Origin of the sequence: Virgibacillus indicus (assembly GCF_002266285.1) — a bacterium.
Lineage (GTDB): Bacteria > Bacillota > Bacilli > Bacillales > Amphibacillaceae > Virgibacillus_K > Virgibacillus_K indicus.
Map to the genome: position 1 here is coordinate 52,311 of NZ_NPMS01000001.1, position 19,294 is coordinate 71,604.

At 35.4% G+C, this 19,294-nt stretch carries 17 protein-coding genes and 1 riboswitch; of the genes, 12 read left to right on the forward strand and 5 right to left on the reverse strand.

Features of this window, described 5'->3' with window-relative positions; translation table 11 throughout:
* Nucleotides 1-105 precede the first annotated feature (105 nt).
* The 4 genes from CIL03_RS00285 to CIL03_RS00295 all read left to right on the forward strand — a co-directional run bounded on the left by CIL03_RS00285 (nt 106) and on the right by CIL03_RS00295 (nt 2,957).
* A complete protein-coding gene (locus CIL03_RS00285; RefSeq protein WP_094883220.1) occupies nt 106-1,506 on the forward strand; it encodes a DHA2 family efflux MFS transporter permease subunit in 1,401 nt (466 codons plus the stop codon).
* 91 nt (nt 1,507-1,597) lie between these two features.
* Nucleotides 1,598-1,747: a hypothetical protein gene (locus CIL03_RS19705; RefSeq protein ID WP_165767869.1), complete on the forward strand. Its 150-nt coding sequence runs from the start codon at nt 1,598-1,600 to the stop codon at nt 1,745-1,747.
* Nucleotides 1,748-1,752: 5 nt separating this feature from the next.
* Nucleotides 1,753-2,286, forward strand: a complete 534-nt coding sequence (locus CIL03_RS00290; protein WP_094884389.1) for a GNAT family N-acetyltransferase — start codon at nt 1,753-1,755, stop codon at nt 2,284-2,286.
* A 62-nt stretch (nt 2,287-2,348) separates the two neighbouring features.
* Nucleotides 2,349-2,957 (forward strand): dihydrofolate reductase family protein, encoded by a 609-nt coding sequence (locus CIL03_RS00295; RefSeq protein WP_094883221.1) that lies wholly within the window; start codon nt 2,349-2,351, stop codon nt 2,955-2,957.
* Between the two features lie 60 nt (nt 2,958-3,017).
* Here the strand turns inward: CIL03_RS00295 and CIL03_RS00300 are convergent, their stop codons facing one another.
* Both CIL03_RS00300 and CIL03_RS00305 read right to left on the reverse strand, forming a co-directional pair.
* Nucleotides 3,018-3,293, reverse strand: a complete 276-nt coding sequence (locus CIL03_RS00300; protein WP_094883222.1) for a DUF1292 domain-containing protein — start codon at nt 3,291-3,293, stop codon at nt 3,018-3,020.
* A 171-nt stretch (nt 3,294-3,464) separates the two neighbouring features.
* The gene (locus CIL03_RS00305) at nt 3,465-4,031 is read right to left on the reverse strand and encodes a cupin domain-containing protein (protein ID WP_094883223.1); all 567 of its coding nucleotides are present in this window, start codon (nt 4,029-4,031) and stop codon (nt 3,465-3,467) included.
* A gap of 192 nt (nt 4,032-4,223) precedes the next feature.
* Between CIL03_RS00305 and CIL03_RS00310 the strand changes: the two genes are divergently transcribed.
* Nucleotides 4,224-4,664, forward strand: a complete 441-nt coding sequence (locus CIL03_RS00310; protein ID WP_094883224.1) for a hypothetical protein — start codon at nt 4,224-4,226, stop codon at nt 4,662-4,664.
* A 71-nt stretch (nt 4,665-4,735) separates the two neighbouring features.
* Here CIL03_RS00310 and CIL03_RS00315 read toward each other — a convergent pair whose 3' ends face one another.
* Nucleotides 4,736-5,185 carry a YndM family protein gene (locus CIL03_RS00315; protein WP_094883225.1) on the reverse strand — a complete coding sequence of 150 codons (450 nt, stop codon included), beginning with the start codon at nt 5,183-5,185 and terminating at the stop codon, nt 4,736-4,738.
* A gap of 371 nt (nt 5,186-5,556) precedes the next feature.
* Between CIL03_RS00315 and CIL03_RS00320 the strand changes: the two genes are divergently transcribed.
* On the forward strand, nt 5,557-5,787 hold the full coding sequence (locus CIL03_RS00320) for a hypothetical protein (RefSeq protein WP_094883226.1): 231 nt from the start codon (nt 5,557-5,559) through the stop codon (nt 5,785-5,787).
* A gap of 214 nt (nt 5,788-6,001) precedes the next feature.
* On the opposite strand, the gene CIL03_RS00325 is transcribed toward CIL03_RS00320, so the two are convergent.
* Together CIL03_RS00325 and CIL03_RS00330 are read right to left on the reverse strand one after the other, a co-directional pair.
* Entirely contained in the window at nt 6,002-6,676 is a 675-nt protein-coding gene (locus CIL03_RS00325; RefSeq protein ID WP_094883227.1) for a plasmid pRiA4b ORF-3 family protein, read from the reverse strand.
* Nucleotides 6,677-7,031: 355 nt separating this feature from the next.
* A complete protein-coding gene (locus CIL03_RS00330; protein ID WP_094883228.1) occupies nt 7,032-8,141 on the reverse strand; it encodes a glycerol dehydrogenase in 1,110 nt (369 codons plus the stop codon).
* Between the two features lie 267 nt (nt 8,142-8,408).
* A riboswitch (SAM riboswitch) is annotated at nt 8,409-8,511 on the forward strand.
* Between the two features lie 95 nt (nt 8,512-8,606).
* On the opposite strand from CIL03_RS00330, the gene CIL03_RS00335 reads away from it, so the two are divergent.
* From CIL03_RS00335 to CIL03_RS00360, 6 genes are all read left to right on the forward strand, one after another.
* A complete protein-coding gene (locus CIL03_RS00335) occupies nt 8,607-8,933 on the forward strand; it encodes a hypothetical protein (protein WP_094883229.1) in 327 nt (108 codons plus the stop codon).
* A gap of 281 nt (nt 8,934-9,214) precedes the next feature.
* Nucleotides 9,215-11,608 (forward strand): UvrD-helicase domain-containing protein, encoded by a 2,394-nt coding sequence (locus CIL03_RS00340; RefSeq protein ID WP_165767870.1) that lies wholly within the window; start codon nt 9,215-9,217, stop codon nt 11,606-11,608.
* Nucleotides 11,556-14,078, forward strand: coding sequence for a hypothetical protein (locus CIL03_RS00345; protein WP_094883231.1), 2,523 nt, complete (start codon nt 11,556-11,558; stop codon nt 14,076-14,078). Before CIL03_RS00340 ends, CIL03_RS00345 begins: the two co-directional genes overlap by 53 nt.
* Nucleotides 14,059-15,738, forward strand: a complete 1,680-nt coding sequence (locus CIL03_RS00350; RefSeq protein WP_165767871.1) for a UvrD-helicase domain-containing protein — start codon at nt 14,059-14,061, stop codon at nt 15,736-15,738. Before CIL03_RS00345 ends, CIL03_RS00350 begins: the two co-directional genes overlap by 20 nt.
* A 221-nt stretch (nt 15,739-15,959) precedes the next feature.
* The gene (locus tag CIL03_RS00355; protein WP_276281605.1) at nt 15,960-16,352 is read left to right on the forward strand and encodes a (deoxy)nucleoside triphosphate pyrophosphohydrolase; all 393 of its coding nucleotides are present in this window, start codon (nt 15,960-15,962) and stop codon (nt 16,350-16,352) included.
* Between the two features lie 39 nt (nt 16,353-16,391).
* On the forward strand, nt 16,392-19,283 hold the full coding sequence (locus CIL03_RS00360) for a DEAD/DEAH box helicase (protein WP_094883233.1): 2,892 nt from the start codon (nt 16,392-16,394) through the stop codon (nt 19,281-19,283).
* Nucleotides 19,284-19,294 lie beyond the last annotated feature (11 nt).

The window sequence follows — 19,294 nt, forward strand, 5'->3', positions numbered from 1 at the left end:
TGGTATGAAATACTGGGGTCTCTGGGCATGAAGAATACTTTGAAGTTGTTTAAGTGAATTAACCAAACGATGAACGGAGGGTTCAATGAAGGGGGAAAAACATGAATGGGAGGAAAATCAGAATATAAAGGTGTCGTTGTTGTTATTCTTGCAACAGCGTTTTTATTTACATTCAGTCAATTCCTGCTGATCACGGCATATCCAACGATTATGAATGAATTTGCTGTGAATGCAACTCAAATCCAATGGCTGACTACTGCTTTCTTACTTACAACAATTGTCTTTATTCCAATGACAGGGTATTTATCGAATGTTTTTTCAGCAAAGGTCCTTGTGATTTTTTCACTTTCATGTTTAGCAGCTGGTACAGTAATCGGAGGATGGTCACCAAATTTCAGCACATTAATTTTGTCAAGAGTCATTATGGCTATTGGTGGAGGAATCATTCTGCCACTTGTCCAAACAATATTATTGAACGTATTTCCACATGAACGAAGAGGATTTGCAATGGGACTTTTGGGGGCTGTTGTCAATGTAGCGCCAGCCAGTGCACCTTCAATATCAGGTATGATTATTGATTTTTTCAGTTGGCGGTCGCTTCATTGGATCATATTGCCTCTCGTGCTTGGTACTTTAATTTCAGCAATATTTGTTATGAAAAATGTGTTGGAGAAGCAGGCGGAGAAGCTGGATCCTTTTTCTATCATTCTATCTGCAATTGGATTTTCCTTTTTTATTTTTGGTTTAAGTAAAATCAGTGTAACAGGATTTACAGATATTCTTGTCATTGTACCATTATTAATTGGTGTTCTGGCCCTTGTCATGTTTGTACGTCGTCAATTGATATTAACCTTGCCAGTACTTAATGTAAGATTATTTCGTAATTCGACCTTTCGTTTAGCTATGATTCTAGTCTTTATTAATATGATGCTTCTGTTATCTGCGGAAACAATATTGCCAATGTTTGCACAGGATGTTCTTGGAACAAGTGCATTTTTATCCGGATTTATTCTTGTTCCAGGAACAGCTCTCCTATCTGTTATAACAATTGTTTCAGGAAATCTGTATGATCGTTACGGTGGAAAGAAAATATCCGTCATAGGTTTTTCCTGTACATTAATAGCTTTACTTTTGTTAATCACAGTCGGCATGGAGAGTTCGCCTTATTGGATCATGCTCCACTTTTGTTTATTTATGGCCGGTTTTGGATTAACACTTATGCCACTTGTTACCATGAGTATGAATGCACTGAACGATGCAGATATTTCCCATGGATCTGCCATTGTAAATACAATAAGGCAATTTGGAATGGCATTTGGGATTATCGTTCTTTCAACAATCATTAGTGTTACCACATCAATCATGGACTCTTCATATGAAGTTGGCACATATTGGGGAACAACGTATGCGCTTATTGTGATGGCCGTACTAGCTTTAATCTGTCTTTTGCTTTCAACATTGATAAGAGAAAAAAGGAAAGTGAAGAAGCTTTCCGGGGGAGTGTAAAGGTCTGCCTATTTCCGCTTTGGCATTTATTTTAAAAATAAAGGAATCGCTCCTTTTTTCGCGAATGTGATTAAAAGAGGAGGAGCGGCTGATGGATGAAAAATTGATAAGGGTTGGAACGGCTTATATTCCAGTGGCGGATGTTGAAGTTCCCGCTGATCACCTGTCATTTCATTGTGAATATTGCATTCAGTGTTTTTCCAATTGTTTTTCTGATTCTGGGGGTGTATTAGGTAGATGAAGGTCATGCTGGTTGAAAAAGAGAATCTCACGATAAGGTATTTAGAGGAAGCAGATAAGAATCTGCTTGTAAAATGGCTTTCGGATCCGGCCGTACTTGAGTTTTACGAAGGAAGGGACAATCCTTTTGATACGGAAAAAGTAAAGAAGGAATTCTATTCTCCGGATGAAGATGTGAAAAAGTGTATCGTGGAGTATAAAGGAACTCCCGTTGGCTATATCCAGTATTACCAGGTGACTCCTGAGACGAGCATCATCAATCATTATGATGAGGACGAAACTATTTACGGAATTGATCAGTTTATCGGGGAGCTGGCTTATTGGAATAAAGGAATTGGCACATTGCTTGTCTGCTCAATGGTGGACTATTTGGTGGAAGAAAGAAAAGCGGACCGGGTTATTATGGATCCGCATGTCACGAATCACAGGGCACTCCGGTGTTATGAAAAGTGTGGATTTAAGAAAGTGAAGCTTCTGCCAAAGCATGAGTTTCATGAAGGGGCGTACAGGGATTGCTGGCTGATGGCGTATATGAAATAGCAAGATAAGATAAATTTTCTTTTCTCTGAAATGCTAAGATAATGAAAAAAGGAGAATTGCAAATGAGCAAAGTAATTGCTGATATTTCTATGTCACTCGATGGATTTATCACTGGTCCGAATGACAATCCGAAGCTGCCGCTTGGAGAGGGGGGAACTGAACTCCACAGCTGGCTGTTCAGCGGGGACAAGCCAAGCAAGCATAATGACTTTTTCCAGCTTTCAGAGCTGAACAGAGAAGTATATGATGAAGCTGTTGATCAAACTGGTGCGATGATTGTCGGCAGAAGGACATATGACCTTGTAAATGGCTGGGAGGGAAGTCATCCAGTTGCGGGTGTTCCGGTTTTTATCATGACCCATGAACCTCCGGAAAATTATCCGCAAGGGCATACCAGCTTTACATATGTAACAGATGGCATAGATTCTGCTATTAAACAGGCAAAGGAAGCTGCACAGGGCAAGAATGTCAGTATTGGTACTGCAACTGTTATTCGGCAGGCTATAAAAGCAGGTCTTTTAGAAGAAGTTTTTCTGCATGTTTCACCTGTTCTTCTAGGCGGTGGAATCCGACTGTTCGGCGGGCGAGAGCTAGACCAAAAGAAATTGGAAATCCAGCAGGTAATTGACGGGAAGAATGTTACGCATTTAAGGTACCGCATTTTAAAATAAATAACAAACTCATGAAAAAGCGATCATCTTCTGAATTGAAGAAGATGATCGCTCGTAGTCTTATTCTTCCATTTCTAATTCTAAAATGGCATCAAATGCTTCAGATACTTTATCGAATTCCTCATCCGTTTCAATCGCATCGGGCTCTCCGTCCTCATCGATTTTGAGGAAATAGAGATCAATGTCATCTTCACTGTCTTCCTGCACATCTTCTACAAAGCAGACAGCCACATAGTCTGTACCTTCCAGTGTAACCTTTGCAAGCACTTCTACTTCCTGATCCTCTACCGTTTCATCACTAATGGTAAAAACTTCGCCAACTTCAATTTTATCCATAAAAATGACCCTCCGCTTCCTTTTGAAAATGTATTGGTAATAACTATCTTTAGTATTACTTGAAGCAGAAGAAAAATGCAAATTTTATTGGACTAAAATGATGACAAATAACAGAGGGTTAAAAACAGCTGTAAAATTTTTTTGAGGATGACACCTTTCTTTTTGTGAGTATTAATGCCCCTCAGCAGCTATCGCCTCTGTCTTCGTTTGGTGAACTGTGCCAAATGGATGTTCAGGTGGTGCATAGATCGTGTACAGCTTTAGCGGTTTGTTACCAGTATTAATTAAATTATGCCATTTACCAGCAGGGACTACGATGGCATAATCCTCTGATACATTTCGCTGAAACGTTAAATTACTCTCCGTATCACCCATCTGTACAACACCTTGACCTTCTTCAATCCGCAGGAACTGGTCAACAGAAGAATGAACCTCCAAACCAATATCGCTGCCAACTGGGATGCTCATCACTGTCAGCTGCAAATGGTCTCCTGTCCATAAAGCTGTGCGAAATGTATTATTCGCTTCCGCAGCATCTTCAATATTAACCACAAACGGCTGTTTGCCATAATCCTTTAAATCAATCCTCGCACCTTCATTTGATGCACGCCAATACTCGTTAGGTCCCGCATACTCTAACGGATTCGGATAAGCCGGGTATGCAGCCTGTCTTCCGTAGTTATACATTGGAGCACGGTTGTAGTAATGATACGGGTACATGTATGGATAATAGTACAAATTCGTTCCATCCCTTCACCTATATTCACATTATACTATGCGGTGAGGTTGGTGAATGTACGTAGGGGATGATATATGCTTAATCATTGAGTTATAATGGTAGAACCAAACACCTGTCCTGAGCGTAAAGATGTGCAGCCCATCTGCTAGACTTGCATATAAATAATAGAAATCGTCTTAGGAGGGGCTTGTATGATATCGAAAAGGAAGGAAATGTTCTATCTTGATGCAACGGAACTGATAATGGACAGGGACTTTGAGGTGATGACAAATACAACATTTGCAGATGACATAGTGGAGCGGCTGTATGGTGTGGATAATCATCGGATTGATTATGGTTTAATTAAAATTCTTGGGCTTGGTGTCGTCAAAAACAAACATTTCAATGCTTTGTATATATATGATGCAGCAGGTGATAATCTCATGAGTGAAATGATAAGACTCCGTATTTATTATCAGCTGTCTTATCCGGAATATGATGATAAGGAACTGGATTGCTGGATATTTGGAGATGTGGCTGGAGTGAATTATGTGCTGCGTATTATGGGATCATCTGGTGCATGGGTTATTTCTAGGCTGAAGGGGATTTTTAATGAGAAGAAGGGGAGAGTGGTGGAGTTTCCGGTTAGGTAATCTGGAATGGATAGATGGCTTTTTCTTCAAATTACCCAGTTGGATATGGGAAACTTCACCGTCCCATGTCCCTATTCCTTTTTATCACTTTCGTCATCGCCGTCCAATTCTTGACTATGTTCTGTTTGGTATTTCCGGATGAGTGCTTTTTCTTCGTCTGATCGGATTGCCTCTCCAGTTAATACTTCATTTGCCATATATTTGTGGAAAAAGAATTCTCCTGCGGCAATGATCAGTGCGGATACAATAGCTGCACTTCCCAAATCAATAGTTCCTTCAACCAGGAAGGATCCAACGAACAAAATTCCAGCAAAAGCCATGCCAAGATCAGCCAGCGAGGCACCCCAATTTTCAAAACGCGGTAAAAAGAATAAATCTCCAATTATATAGGAAGCCCCGGTAAGCAGTATACTGATCGTGAGCATGTCTGCAAATGCCACGTCATAGAAGCCACTTAATACGATCCACAACACTGCAGTAATCATAATAAATTTTATTAATAAAGCCTTCACATGTTCCATCTTTTTCAACCTCCATTTCTCAAATTTATACGATTATAGGTTGTGCATATTTTAGGTATTTATCCAGCATGTGCAGCAGGCAGTAAAAACCTCACTTGAAGTTTCGTTTTAATTTCAAAAGTTTCTTGAGTCTCCAAGCTGAATCATCCATTCGAATAATGCTATAGCCTGGGGTAAATTAAGGGAAGAAGTCCAACTTAAATCATTACTCATACAATGACTCTGTTGGGAGCTGCTCGTTGATATGATGTTTTTTATAATAAAAAAAGAGGATTGCATTTAGTAATTATGAAGCCTTGATTAAGGTGCTGGTTTGTCCAAGTAAGGCCTTCATGATAAACTAAAACATAAAGAAGACGGGGAGGAACAAAATGGCTGGAGTATCGAATGATGATTTATTCCTTGCGATTAAAGAAATAACAGCAACGGTTAATGAAATAAACAGAATTGCCAGTATAGAAAACAGAGTCGCAAATATAGAAAATGAAATGAAAGAAATGAGAAATGATATCCGTAAAATAGATGAAAAGGTTGGCCGTCTCTCCGCTGAATTATTAGATGCAAAAGCGGACATATCCATTCTTCAACAACGAATTAATTAAAGCATGCTTAGGGCAGGCTTATTTTTTTGCCTCGGACGTTACAATTTCATGAAACGTAAACACATAATCTTAATATGTCATAATTTTTCATCTTTACCACAGTTTTCGCTGGATAAGCCACTTTGGCAGATTCCAGGTTTATAGGCTTAGTACCAGCAGTAGTATATATGTCAATATGGTGAGGGACGATTCAACCTAATATCATAGAATCTTTTCACCGAAGATTATCCCATTCTGTTTTCTTATATTTCACGAACTTTAGCATTCCGCTTATAAATTCTGGATCATATTCCCTGTAAAGTTGGCTATTCGCCCAAGTCTTCATATCCTCGTGATCGGGATGATCTGGGTCATGATAAATCTTCAGAAATTCGCTGTACCCCATGAAGCCACCCACATCTTCTGGAGGGGCAGTTCCTTCACCAGTCAGCAATGTTGGATAACCATAATGATAATTCTCCATGACTTTTTCCAATGTGACCAGTACTCGCCAATCATCACCAAAATCATAGATATAATAAAGTTCACCGTGCTTTTCCAAATAGCTGTCGATTTTGATGCCATTTGGTTTTCGAACGACTTTTTTTAATTGTTCCAGACGTGCCTTCTCAAATTCAGCAAACTCAGGAAGCACTTCTTCCATCTGCTTTTCCATTTCCTTTTGATTCTTTTTAAAGTATTGATGTTCCTGATAGGCTTCTTCATCGTTCGTAACTCTTATTTTGTCTTTTGTCAGATCAAACTCGAACAGATGGTAATCCTGAAAGTTTAAAACAGTTTGAATTACATCATGCAGCCGGTTAAAAGTCGCACCAGCCGGCATTACAACACTTCTCCATATCGAAGGTTCAGAATCAATCATATCAATCTTGATTTGGTATGCTTTCATCGTTACACCTCTTTTACAGTTCTAGTTAAGAGTATAGATGATATACGTCTAATTTAACAACGATCGGCAGTTTTTATACAGATAACGAAATGCTTTGGATAATTCTGGGTGCGTTAATTATTGAAGCTTGGGTAGTGATGAACCAAACCTGAGTAATTTTAAAAACCGTCCCATGCTGCAGGGACATGGGGACAGGTTTTGCGTCCCATTTTGAAGAAATTAAATTATATAGAACGTCGTTAAATTCGGGGAGTGACTAGGCACACAAAATAGCTGATTGGCTGACTGCTGATTCTTAGGAAGATTAATTTTTCAGTTCCCACCGCTTTAACGGTGGGAGACTGTTACCTTTTCATTATTTATTTCTTTTTTCCTTATAGGCTTTTGCATATTGGTCTGCTGCAAAGACGGCATCAACAACTTCTTCTGCTGTAATGTCAAATGCCTCGTGAATTGTTTCCGTTTCGATTGTTGCGGCTTCAGCCACCTTCAAAATATCTTCTCTTGAAACATCTTTTAATTTGATATCCTCAAGCGTAACCGGCAGGTCAAGACTGATATACAATTCAAGGTAACGTTCGATTTCGTCAATACTGTGGTTTTCCAGTGCAAGCTGAACAAGTGTACCGAACGCGACCTTCTCACCATGTGTCAGGTGATGGATTTCGCCTTTCAATGCAGTGAAACCATTATGAATTGCATGGGCTGCTGCTAGTCCGCCACTTTCAAAGCCTAACCCGCTGAGCAATGTATTTGCTTCCACGACCGCCTCAAGTGCTGGTGTGACTGATTTTGCCTTGTTGGATTCATAGGCGAGATGGGCATATTGAAAAAGAGTCTCTTCACATTTTTCTGCGATTGCCTGACCAGCAATTGTTGTAATACCGCCTGCCATTGCTTTACCGCCTGCGTTTATCACACTGCGGGCCTCAACCCATGTAGCCAGTGCATCGGCAATTCCGGATGCAAGAAATCTTTGGGGTGCGCCTGCAATAATTTTTGTATCAACCACAACCAGATCCGGGTTTTTATTGTAGAAACGATAATTTTCGAAGGTGCCTTCATCTGAATAAACAACGGAAAGGGCACTTGTTGGCGCATCGGTTGACGCGGTTGTCGGTACAATTACCGTATAGCCCTGCACCTCATCCGATACGGCTTTGGCAGTATCAAGCGTTTTTCCGCCGCCAACACCAATTACAACAGATGCATTTTCTTTTTTGGCGATTTCTGCAATTCGCTGAATTTCCGTCTTGGAAGCTTCACCGTTAAACAAAACTTCTTCTGTTTTGATGTTTTCCTGTTTCAGCTGCTCGACGACATCATTGCCGGCAATCTCCCAAACCGTTTCATCCGCAATGACAACGGCTTGTTCACCAAGTACCTTCACGTATTCTCCAATATCCTTTATCGCATTCTTTCCTTGGACATATTTAGCGGGACTGATAAAAATCCGAATACTCATATACAACTCTCCTTTGATTTATGCTCCATATATTTTTTCCCAATAAGGCCCGGAATAAAACAAGTAAGCTGGTTTTGGCAATATTTGGTGACTTTATCCAGCATTAAAAGTAATTAATGTATTATTTCAAAACAATTTGATCATTCATCAAAAATACAAGAGTATACCATGGATGATAATAAAGCGATAGAAATTATCCGTGACATGGGAAATAAATGTTTCCTTTAAAATTTCACCAATGCATGTAAAATAGAATATAACTGAATAGTGTTATCAAGAGTGAACGAGAGTACTGGCTCCATGACTTCACAGCAACCTGCCAAGCGGTAAGGTGCTTCCACCAGCAAAGCATTGCTTTGAATGATGACAAACGACTAGGGCTCTTTGTTGCGATCATTTGCAATGAAGGGCTTTTTTGTTATCGATTTGTTTTGGATGAAAAAATAAATTGGAGAGGGATGGTTAATGATGAACAACAGTGGATGGATAAGGGGCTATATGTCTAAAAGTTATAGTGGGGAGGATTTTTTAATTCATGTTGGGACTTGTATTGAAGATCAGTTGAAGGAATGGGATGAGGGGTATGCGGTTAATATTATGAAGTTTAGGGATTATGTGTTTGTTGTGAAAAATGGGGATAAGTACTATGAGATGGAGCTGACTAAGGATGAGGTTGAGTTGTTGAAGGGTAAGAGTCCTTATTCTCTTGACAGGAAAATATGGTTAGAGTTGATGAATCAGGGATTAGAGATTTTGGAGGGGTTTGGGAATTATATTGGGAGGGTTTTATAAGGTCAATCAGCATGCATATTGAACTTTAATATATATGAAAAGCTTGTACTCATTGGTTAAAGAGTACAAGCTTTTTTACCGATAAGTATTAAAAGGTCCTCTTCTTTTTTGGAATGCCAAACACTTGTACTTAACATAAATTTGTACGGCCTGTTTGCTAAAGTTAAATTTACAATGAAGATTAAAGAAAAATGAATTGTTGTGAGAAGAATCTGCTAATATGATAAAATTATACTATAAAAGTGCATTAAACACTCTGACTTATGAAAGGAGATTTCCAAATGTTCCATTATTCAAATCTAATTTTTAAAATGGATGTCGATAATGAAACTCCTGAACAACTAGAAAACACGTTGAGACGAGGGACTAAAATACATTTTTTTACATATGATCCAATTGATTCGATAAGTGAAAATACTTTTTTGAAAAAGGCTATTAAGGAACAGATGCTTTTTCTATACGAAGTGAAGTTCAATGATTCTTTAAATCAAGATTTTATTTATTATGATGGAACAATACCGGAAACTGAATTAACACTTTTAAGTGAGAATGCTGTTTATTTCAACAAAGACCAATTTATAATTGAACACGCCCCTCTCCAGGAGAATATCAGTGTATCTGCTGGTGCTGGAACTGGTAAAACAACTGTTATGATAAATAGAATTCTTTATTTAAAAACAAATATACCTAATCTATCATTCTCAGAAATTGGCCTTGTGACTTTTACGAATAAAGCAGCCTTAAACATGCGGGAAAAGTTAATTAATAAACTTAAAGTATATTTCGACTTTACCAAGGATTTGAAATACCTTAATTGGATACAGGAATTAAAAAACATGACAATTGGCACAATCCATGCTTTTGCTGAAAGAATTCTTCACTTAAACAAAGAAATGCTGTTTGAATATAGGGAAGTACATATCAGTCAGTTCAGATATAAAAGAAGAAAAATAATAGAAGAGGTAATAGACGATTTTAATTTGAATTATCCCGATCTGTTTAGGAAATTTAAATATATTGAACAATACCGGATTATTCAATCAGTAGAAAATATAATTGATCAAATTAGCAATTTCTCTATACCTGTGGAGAGAATTGTTCAAATGAACTTTGGTAAATCAGAAGATGATTCTCATATATTATACGATATATTAGTAAAAGAAACTTGTATGCGTTTAGAGGACTACAAAAATGATTCTAATTCTATGGATGTCAATGATTTAATAATTGCTCTGGATAGAGTTATGAATAGAGAAGAAAATTATATCATTCCATTTAAATATCTTTTTATTGATGAATTTCAGGATACAGACCGGATTCAGACAAAGTTTTTTGCATATTTGGCAAACCGCTTTTCTCTATATCTATTTGTGGTAGGAGATGTGAAACAGAGTATTTATCGATTTAGGGGAGCTGATTACACCGCTTTTCGACAACTAGCCAGCCAGACTGTGATTCCTCAAGAGTATTTTTTACAAAAAAATTATCGTACTGATACTAAACTTCTAAACAATTTAAATAGTATTTTTGCAGTTTGGCCAAAGTACGTTGATGCCTTCAGGTTCAACGACACAGATCAACTATTAAGTGGATTTGATTCAAAAGAATCGGATGAAACCAATTTTATCAGTAAAAAATTTCAAACAAGTATTGGCCGAGTAAATTTTCTCAAAGAAATTGAAAATACGGATACAGCAGTATTGTTAAGGACAAATAAAGAAGTAACTGACTTCTCTATTTTTTGTGAAGAAAATAATATTTTTCACAGTTCTGAGCAGGATGGTAATTTTTATCGATCGGTTCCGGTGAGAGAATTTTACCAGTTATTGAGAAGGTTCACACGTCCAAATAACTGGAAAAATAGATACACATTACACTTATCCTCATATGGTGATAGGGTTCTTGAAATAGAAAAGCTTCTAGCTGATTTTTCAACGGAAAAAACCTCTCACAATTTATTAATGGAGTTAGATACGAAGTTTAGCAATTTCGAAGAACGATTTAATAGAATGTCACCATTTAAAGTGTTTCAAGAAATAATTGAAAATGTGGATCCCGCGACTGTATATGCACAAAGATTTTCTGTCAATAAGAGTGAGAAAAACCAGTATACTGATAAGCAAGTGAAACTTTTAAGACTTGAATATCAAATGAATTTAAATCAACTGTTGTATCAGTTGAAGAAAGAATTGAAAGACAATATACCAAGCTTGTTTAAGATTGAAAAATTATTATCAATTAAAATGCAGACAGATAAAACAATGTCAACAATTCATGAAGTTGATCCAGATATCAATAGATTATCAATAATGACAGTCCATAAAGCAAAAGGGCTTGAGTTTGATCAAGTTTACTTACCTGAAACAAAAAAACTCTTTATAAGTTCCATTCAAACAGATGTAATTGTGAATCAGGATTCTATTGGTTATAAAGCTTATATCAATAAAGGGAAAACTTACACAAATGATATATATAAGAAATTGAACAAAGAAGAACGGCTAGAAAATATCGGAGAAGAAACAAGACTATTGTATGTTGCTTTAACCCGTGCAAAGAAAGCAATATTTGCAGAGGCACCTATTGAGACAAATAGTCATACTGTTAAAAATTGGAGTGATTTAATTGCAAAAGGATTCTCAGAAACCTCAAGTTACGAAACCTTATTTTCCGATTAAATCGTATGCTTCCCTGAGAAAGTTTTTAAATCGTATAGAACATAACCATAAAGAAATTCATATATTTGGTACCAGCGGCTTAGCTAACCTTGCAACAAAGGAATCACGAATATCATCTATGAGTATAGATGAATTATTTCGGAGTTTATTCCCAAATTTTCGAACTGCCAGGATTCAGATTTATTTACAGTCTGAGTGCAGAAAGATAATCAATAAAGGCAATTTTGATAATGAGAAATATCTACTGAATCGTTTAGACTCTATTGTCAGAGATTATTATTTATTGGCTGATTTAGGGTTAACTAAAATAAATTCTTCTTTTACTGATTCAAGAAAAAATGAAGTAATGTCTATAATAAATGAAATGCTAAAGAAAAAGATAACTATGGAATACTTCTATAGAAAAGAGGAATATACAAAAACAAACATTTCCAAGAAAATGATAGCCCATTCTAATCTGCAAAAAATAATTTTTTATGAGATTGAATATTTGAATTTTGGAAGAATGAATTTTATTCATTGGTTAAAATCAAAAGGGTTTATAGTTGAATTCCGGATTCCATATAAAATTGAATTTTCAAATACTTTCACATTTTGGGAACAAGTTTATAGTGTAGTAACTAATTATTCCAGTCTTTCCTCTGATGCAAATGAAAATTTTCCTGGTGGCAACCGATTTGGCTTTTTTATGCAAAATAATGATTTGCCTGTTCAGGAACGGAACGATGTTAGCATTTTAGAGTTTGAATCACCACATGATTTCGCAAATTATTATGAGAATAATCCAGATAAATTTGTTTCAGTAGATACTGATGAAGTGCTTCCCATTATTGAACATGAAAAATCTCCAATGTATGAGAATGGGGTAGGGAAATTCATTTATTATATTCAATTTTGCAGTATCGAGGAAGGTAATCTAAAGTTAAGCTTTGAAACATTAATTGAACTGATTACCAGCAGTTGGGTGAAAACAAAAAATATAAGTGGCCAAAAAGCTCTTTCCCTGATGATGGATCTTCAGGAATATATGAGTGGTACAAGTAGCATAGAAGAAATAAAAGAAAGATTAAACCGATTAGTAGAACTAGATTTGATATCCAGAAGTTTTGATAAGGAAAATCAGGAAGATGTGGGCAGAAATCGTTTGAAAAGATATATGTTGAATCCATTCCGAACATTTTCTTTTGTTAATCAGGATAGATATCTGATAACCATTAACCAATTAATTGAACTAGTTAATATTGTAGAAAAAAAATGCAGGCTACTAATTTCTGAGGAAAATGATTTAGTTAACGTTAATAATTATTTCAGTTTGTGGAAGGAAGTATTGGGTAAAGAAATAGATGAATCGGATGTAAAAGAGTTTTGGAATAATGTGTTTAATGTTGAACATCCTTCCGACTGGGAATTTACTATCCATGAGTTATTGCAATTGATTTATTTAAATGCAGAATCTAATTTTGATAAAGACACAAAGCTTCTCTCGCTTCCGTCAATTCAGCAAAAAATTATACAATCCAGTAATTCAACAAAATTGCATCTAACTAATTTAACACAAATGAATTTTCCCGAAAGTCACCAAGCGGTTATATCGGAAATTTTTACTTATACTGATTTTAAAAACTGTATCCATTCGGCCTCGTTGAATACTTCAGATCTTCTGCATTCTTTGTGGACAGATTATGAGGTTAGTAATAATTTTGAAAAACTGGGAGTATACCAGATTTATAATGTACTTGAAAACCATCAGGGACCAGTTATATTTAGCTGGATAAAACACTTGCAAAAAGATGGATTTAGAAATATTTTTCTTGATATATTGGCAGATTTATATACCGATGGAGAAATAGTGGAGTGTAAAGCGAGCAATGATGGTTATAAAGACAAATTAAAAGATATCACTCCTAATTTGAAAACTACTATAAATTTAGATGGTTTAAAGGGGAAAATTGCAGGCTTATTTTGGTTGGATCATGATTTTTGTTCGAAGAAATTTTTGCTTTCAACAGTTATTGAACAACAGCCTGTCTATGAATCAGACTATCACCAATCATTTCTTTTTAGCAAGATTGGCAAGTTATTTTCATATTCAAAATCGGAAAGAGAAGAATTTAAAGAATTAGTTTATCCTTTATTTCCACATTGGACTTATACAAAAAAGGATAACTTGATTGACTTGGAATATAAAACTAGCTTAAGACGGTATAAAACCTATGAGAACATCTCCTTTCCTAAGGAAATGAAGAGTCTGCAAATTTTAAGGAGTGTATATAGGGAAAATCGCCGCACGAAAGCAAGAAACCAATATCGGAAAGATAAAATGTTCAATGATAAGGAATTGATTAAACAGCTTTCAGAAAACGTAAATAAGTATCATATAAAAGCAGAACCAGGAAACCATTGCAAAATGTGTCCACATTTGAATAATTGTACGGAAGGAATGTATGCCATTGACAACATCATTAACTAGTCGCAAAGAAAAATTGGAATATTTCGGCCAACGGTATGCGCGGAAATGGAAGAATTATTTTTCTCTGGATGGATTGATTCCTGGTATACAACCTACCAACGAACAAAAACAGGTTGTTCAATCAAGTGAAAAACAATTAGTTATCAGAGGTTCAGCAGGCAGTGGGAAGAGCCTTATGCTTGCATACAGATTAATAAAAATGATGGAGCAGGCTGAAACTCCACAAAAAATCTTGTACGTCACTTTCAACCAAACATTAATACAGGATACAAGAAAGAGGTTGGAGCTATCGGACAAATATAACCAATTGAGTGGAAAACATCAGGTTAAATTAACAACTTATCATGATTTAGTTCGTAATATATTAATGCATGAATGTGGTTTTCCTGAGATAAATCGCCTTAGAATGAATCAATCTGCAATTCGTGATCATGAAGCTCTAATTGAAGCAAGAATTAAGGTGGTTCAAACAAGATTTGAAGAATCGGGTGATATTCAAAATTATGAGCCACTTTTTAAAACACATACAGCAAGGTTTCTAATGGAAGAATTTTTTTGGATGAAAGCTAATGGACTTACCTCAAAAGAAGAATATTTCAAGAAAGAAAGAACGGGAAGAGGACATAGTCCAAATGTGACAAGAAAACAAAGACCCACTATTTTTTATTTATTTGAAGAATATAATAACTTCATGAAGACAAATTTTAAAGTTCCTTTGCTAGACATGGAAGATTATGCTCTATATTTGCTAAATGAATTAACCATCAATCCTAGGGCTAATTTCAAGTTTGACCATATTCTTGTAGACGAATTTCAGGATTTGCAGCCAATGCAGATAAAAAGCTTGGTTGCATTAGCTAAAGATTCTATTACATTGGTCGGGGATGACAAACAACGGATTTACAAAAGAACGCCTGTATCCTACAGGGAAATCAACTTAAAAATGACTCGACGCACCAATCAAAAGTTATCAAAGAATTTCCGTTCCACCAAGCAAATTATGGACTTGGCAAGTGCGATTGAATTTACAGATGTAGAAAATGTTCGAGAAGATGATCAGGACTTTTTCAGAGAAGGTGATAGACCTAAAATCAGGCATTTCTCCACTGAGAATCGGATGGCGAATGAAATTATTAGAAATATCAAAGCCGTTCACAGAAGTAATCCAGATAAGACAATCGCGATAATACATCGTTACACTAAAGAAGAACTGCATCAATATGGGACATTAAAAGATGTGCTAGACAGGGAATTTAATGTTATTGGAATTGAAAAATACGGGTCGAAATTCGATTATACTAAGATTAAAAAACCGATTTTCTTTACTGATCCATTTGAAATAAAAGGTTTGGAGTTTGATTATGTATTTTTAATCCATTTTGATAGGAATCATTATCCATCTCAACAAAGGATTGAGAACTTGAATAAAAAATATGGTGGTCAAAAATGGACTGATAGTAATTATGTGAAAGATTTTGATGAAATATTTAATGATGAGAAAAAGGTTTTGTATGTTGCATGTTCCAGGGCCAAGCATGAATTGAATATTTATTATGCTGCAGCAGAGCAGATTCAAATATCACAGTTTATTAGGGAGTTTAATATTAAGGACTATGATAGTAATTTTAATAAGAAGAAGTATCAAAAAAATAGAATCTAAAAAGGGTGGTGTAACTTGTTAGGGAGTGGGAAGTTTAGAAGAGCTTACTGTTAAAGGCATTTAATAAATGTAATTTGGCAACTTTCAGTAGTGTTTCAGTCAGAATGACTATTGTCGTTGCCATTCATGTACCAATCAATCTCTATTGCAGGAAAAGTTTTAATATCAACATACATTCCTGTATAATTAATTATCAAAGTAATTTATAGGTGGCGAAGTAATTGAAGAAAAAGAATATATACGTAGTTGGTGCTGTTATTGTTAATGATGACATGATTCTTTGTGCGCAAAGAGGGAATACAAAAACACTTTCTCACAAATGGGAGTTTCCAGGAGGGAAGGTCGAACAAGGTGAGACTGAAAGAGCAGCTTTAAAGCGAGAGATTGAAGAAGAAATGGAGTGTCATATAGAAGTAGGAAGGCAAGTTGATCATACAGTTTACGAATATGACTTCGGGATCGTGCATTTAACTACTTTTTATTGCATTTTAATCGAAGGAGAACCAGTTTTAACTGAACATCAATCAATCAAATGGTTGCATAGAGAAGAGCTTACAACACTCGACTGGGCTCCCGCAGACATTCCTGCTGTAGAGAAGTTGGCAAATGGTTAACATGTAAAGGAAAATAATTTATTTTTGTGTGGTGATTTGATGGAAAATTTTCTTAGAGACCTGGAGGATTCCTTACATAAAGGCTTTATAGATCAAAGCTATGGGAAGTCAGAGACATATAAACCAAGACTCTTAGTGAATAATATAAGAGAGAATGAGGATGTCTTAACATCTATAGTCGAAGAACTTGATCATTGTAATTCATTTATATTTTCTGTTGCTTTTATTACGGAAAGTGGACTTGCTACATTAAAATCTCATTTGCTTGATTTAAAACTAAAAGGGATTCGAGGACGAATATTGACCTCTACTTTTTTAAATTTCAATCAGCCAAAGGTTTTTAAAGAATTATTGAAGATTACTAACGTGGACGTAAGATTAACAGATTTGAAAGGTTTTCATTCGAAAGGATATATATTCGAACATGATAAATACTTTTCTTTAATCGTTGGGAGTTCAAATCTTACAGCTCAGGCTTTGAAGGTAAATTATGAGTGGAATGTGAAGCTAACGTCACACGAAGATGGGGAGGTAATATCTCATTTTAAAAGACAATTTGAAGAAGTGTGGGAAGAGTCAAGTCAATTAACCAATAAGTGGATCGAATCTTATGAAAAAGAATATAAACCATTCGATTATCGAGCAACTACTAAGGTGTTAGAATTACCAAAAGAATATGAAGTTAATCCTGTAGAGACGGCTTTAAGTATAAAACCAAATAAAATGCAAGAAGCAGCATTAAAGCAAATACAACTTGTTAGGGATGCTAACCATGATAAAGGGCTTGTCATATCAGCAACTGGGACTGGGAAAACATATTTATCGGCATTTGATGTACGCCGAGTAGCACCTAAACGCATGTTATTTGTGGTTCATCGTGAGCAAATTTTACATAAAGCAAAGGCCGACTTTCAACGTATTTTGGGAGGGCTAGAAAGAGAGTTTGGAATATTTTCCGGTTCGATTAAGCAAAAAGAGGCCAAATATTTATTTACAACTATACAAACCATTTCAAAACAAGAAACCCTACAACAATTTAACCCAGAAGAATTTGAGTATATATTAATTGATGAAGTACATAAAGCAGGTGCTGCCTCGTATTTAAGAGTTCTAGATTATTTCAAACCGAATTTCTTGCTCGGAATGACTGCAACACCAGAACGTACAGATGATTTTAATATCTATGAGTTGTTTGATTATAATATCGCTTACGAAATTCGATTGCAAGAAGCATTAGAAGAAGATATGCTCTGTCCATTTCATTATTTTGGTGTAACCGATTTTGAGTATGATGGAGAAATAATTGATGATTCTACCATGCTATCCAAATTAGTTACAGACGAACGTGTAAATCATATTATTGATAAGATTAATTACTATGGCCATTCAGGTGATTCTGTAAAAGGGTTAATGTTCTGTAGTCGAAAAGATGAGGCTATTAAACTATCAGCTGCTCTGAATGATAGGAATTTTCGATCGGTTGCCTTAACCGGGGATAACTCTCAAGAGGAGCGTATGTATCAAGTTGATCGCTTAGAGAACGGTGCATTGGATTATATTATAACCGTGGATATTTTTAATGAAGGTATTGATATTCCAAGTGTAAATCAGGTAGTCATGTTAAGACAGACCCAATCAAGTATCATATTTATTCAACAATTAGGTCGTGGACTTCGTAAGCATGATACAAAGGATTTCGTTACAATCATTGATTTTATTGGTAACTATAAAAATAATTATATGATCCCTATGGCTCTTTCTGGTGACAAATCGCAGAATAAAGATAATATTCGTAGGAAGGCAACAGAAACTAGCTATATTAAGGGAGTATCTACAGTTAATTTTGAAGAAGTAGCTAAGAAACAAATATTCAAATCAATAAATGCTAGCAATTTGACGGCAATAAAGATATTTAAAGATGCATTTCTGGAATTGAAAAATCGGTTTGGCAGAATGCCACTTTTATATGATTTTATATCGAATCATTCGATTGATCCAGTAGTAATTGCAGGTAAATTTAAAAATTATTTTGCTTTTCTGCAGAAAATGAAAGAAGATATTCCAGCAATAAATGTTTATGAAAATAGCATTTTAACGATGCTTTCTTTAGAAGTCTTGGATGGTAAACGTAGACATGAACATATTTTACTTGAAATGTTACTAGATAAAAATTCAGTATCATATGACGAATATTTATCTAGATTACAAATATCTGACTGTATTGTTGATGAAAATACTATAGAATCTGTACATCGAATGTTTAATTTATCATTTTTTACTCAAACAGATCAAAAGAAATATGGGAATGATCCAATTATTGTATTGAATACGGACAACATTTATATGTTTAATGCTAGAATACAGAAGAGCTTGCTCTCAAATCCTTTTTTTAAGACGTTGGTTATAGATGTGGTAAAAAGTGCAAAACAAAGGAATGAAAAGTACCAAGCGTCAAAACCGCTTACTCGGTATGCGAAATACACGAGAAAAGATGCCTGTAAGTTTTTAAATTGGAAAAACGATGAAAGTTCAACAATGTATGGATATAAACCTAAACATCAAACGTGTCCTATATTTGTTACTTATCATAAAAATGAAGAAGTAGAATCAAGTGTAGATTATGGTGACGAATTTATCAGCCCACAGGTTTTTAAATGGTATACACGTAGCAACAGGACATTGGATTCAAATGAAGTTAAAAAAATTATTTATGCAAAAGAAAATAACATAGATCTTCATTTATTTATAAAGAAAGATGATGATGAAGGCAGCGGTTTTTATTATTTAGGGGAAGCTTCTCCTGTTAAGGATACTGTTGAACAGGATAAAATGTTAGATAAAAAAGGGAAGCAAATACCAGTGGTTCATATGAATATGATTTTGGAACAACCTATTGATAATAAGCTCTATAATTATATTGTGAATGAATAATAAATAAAGGG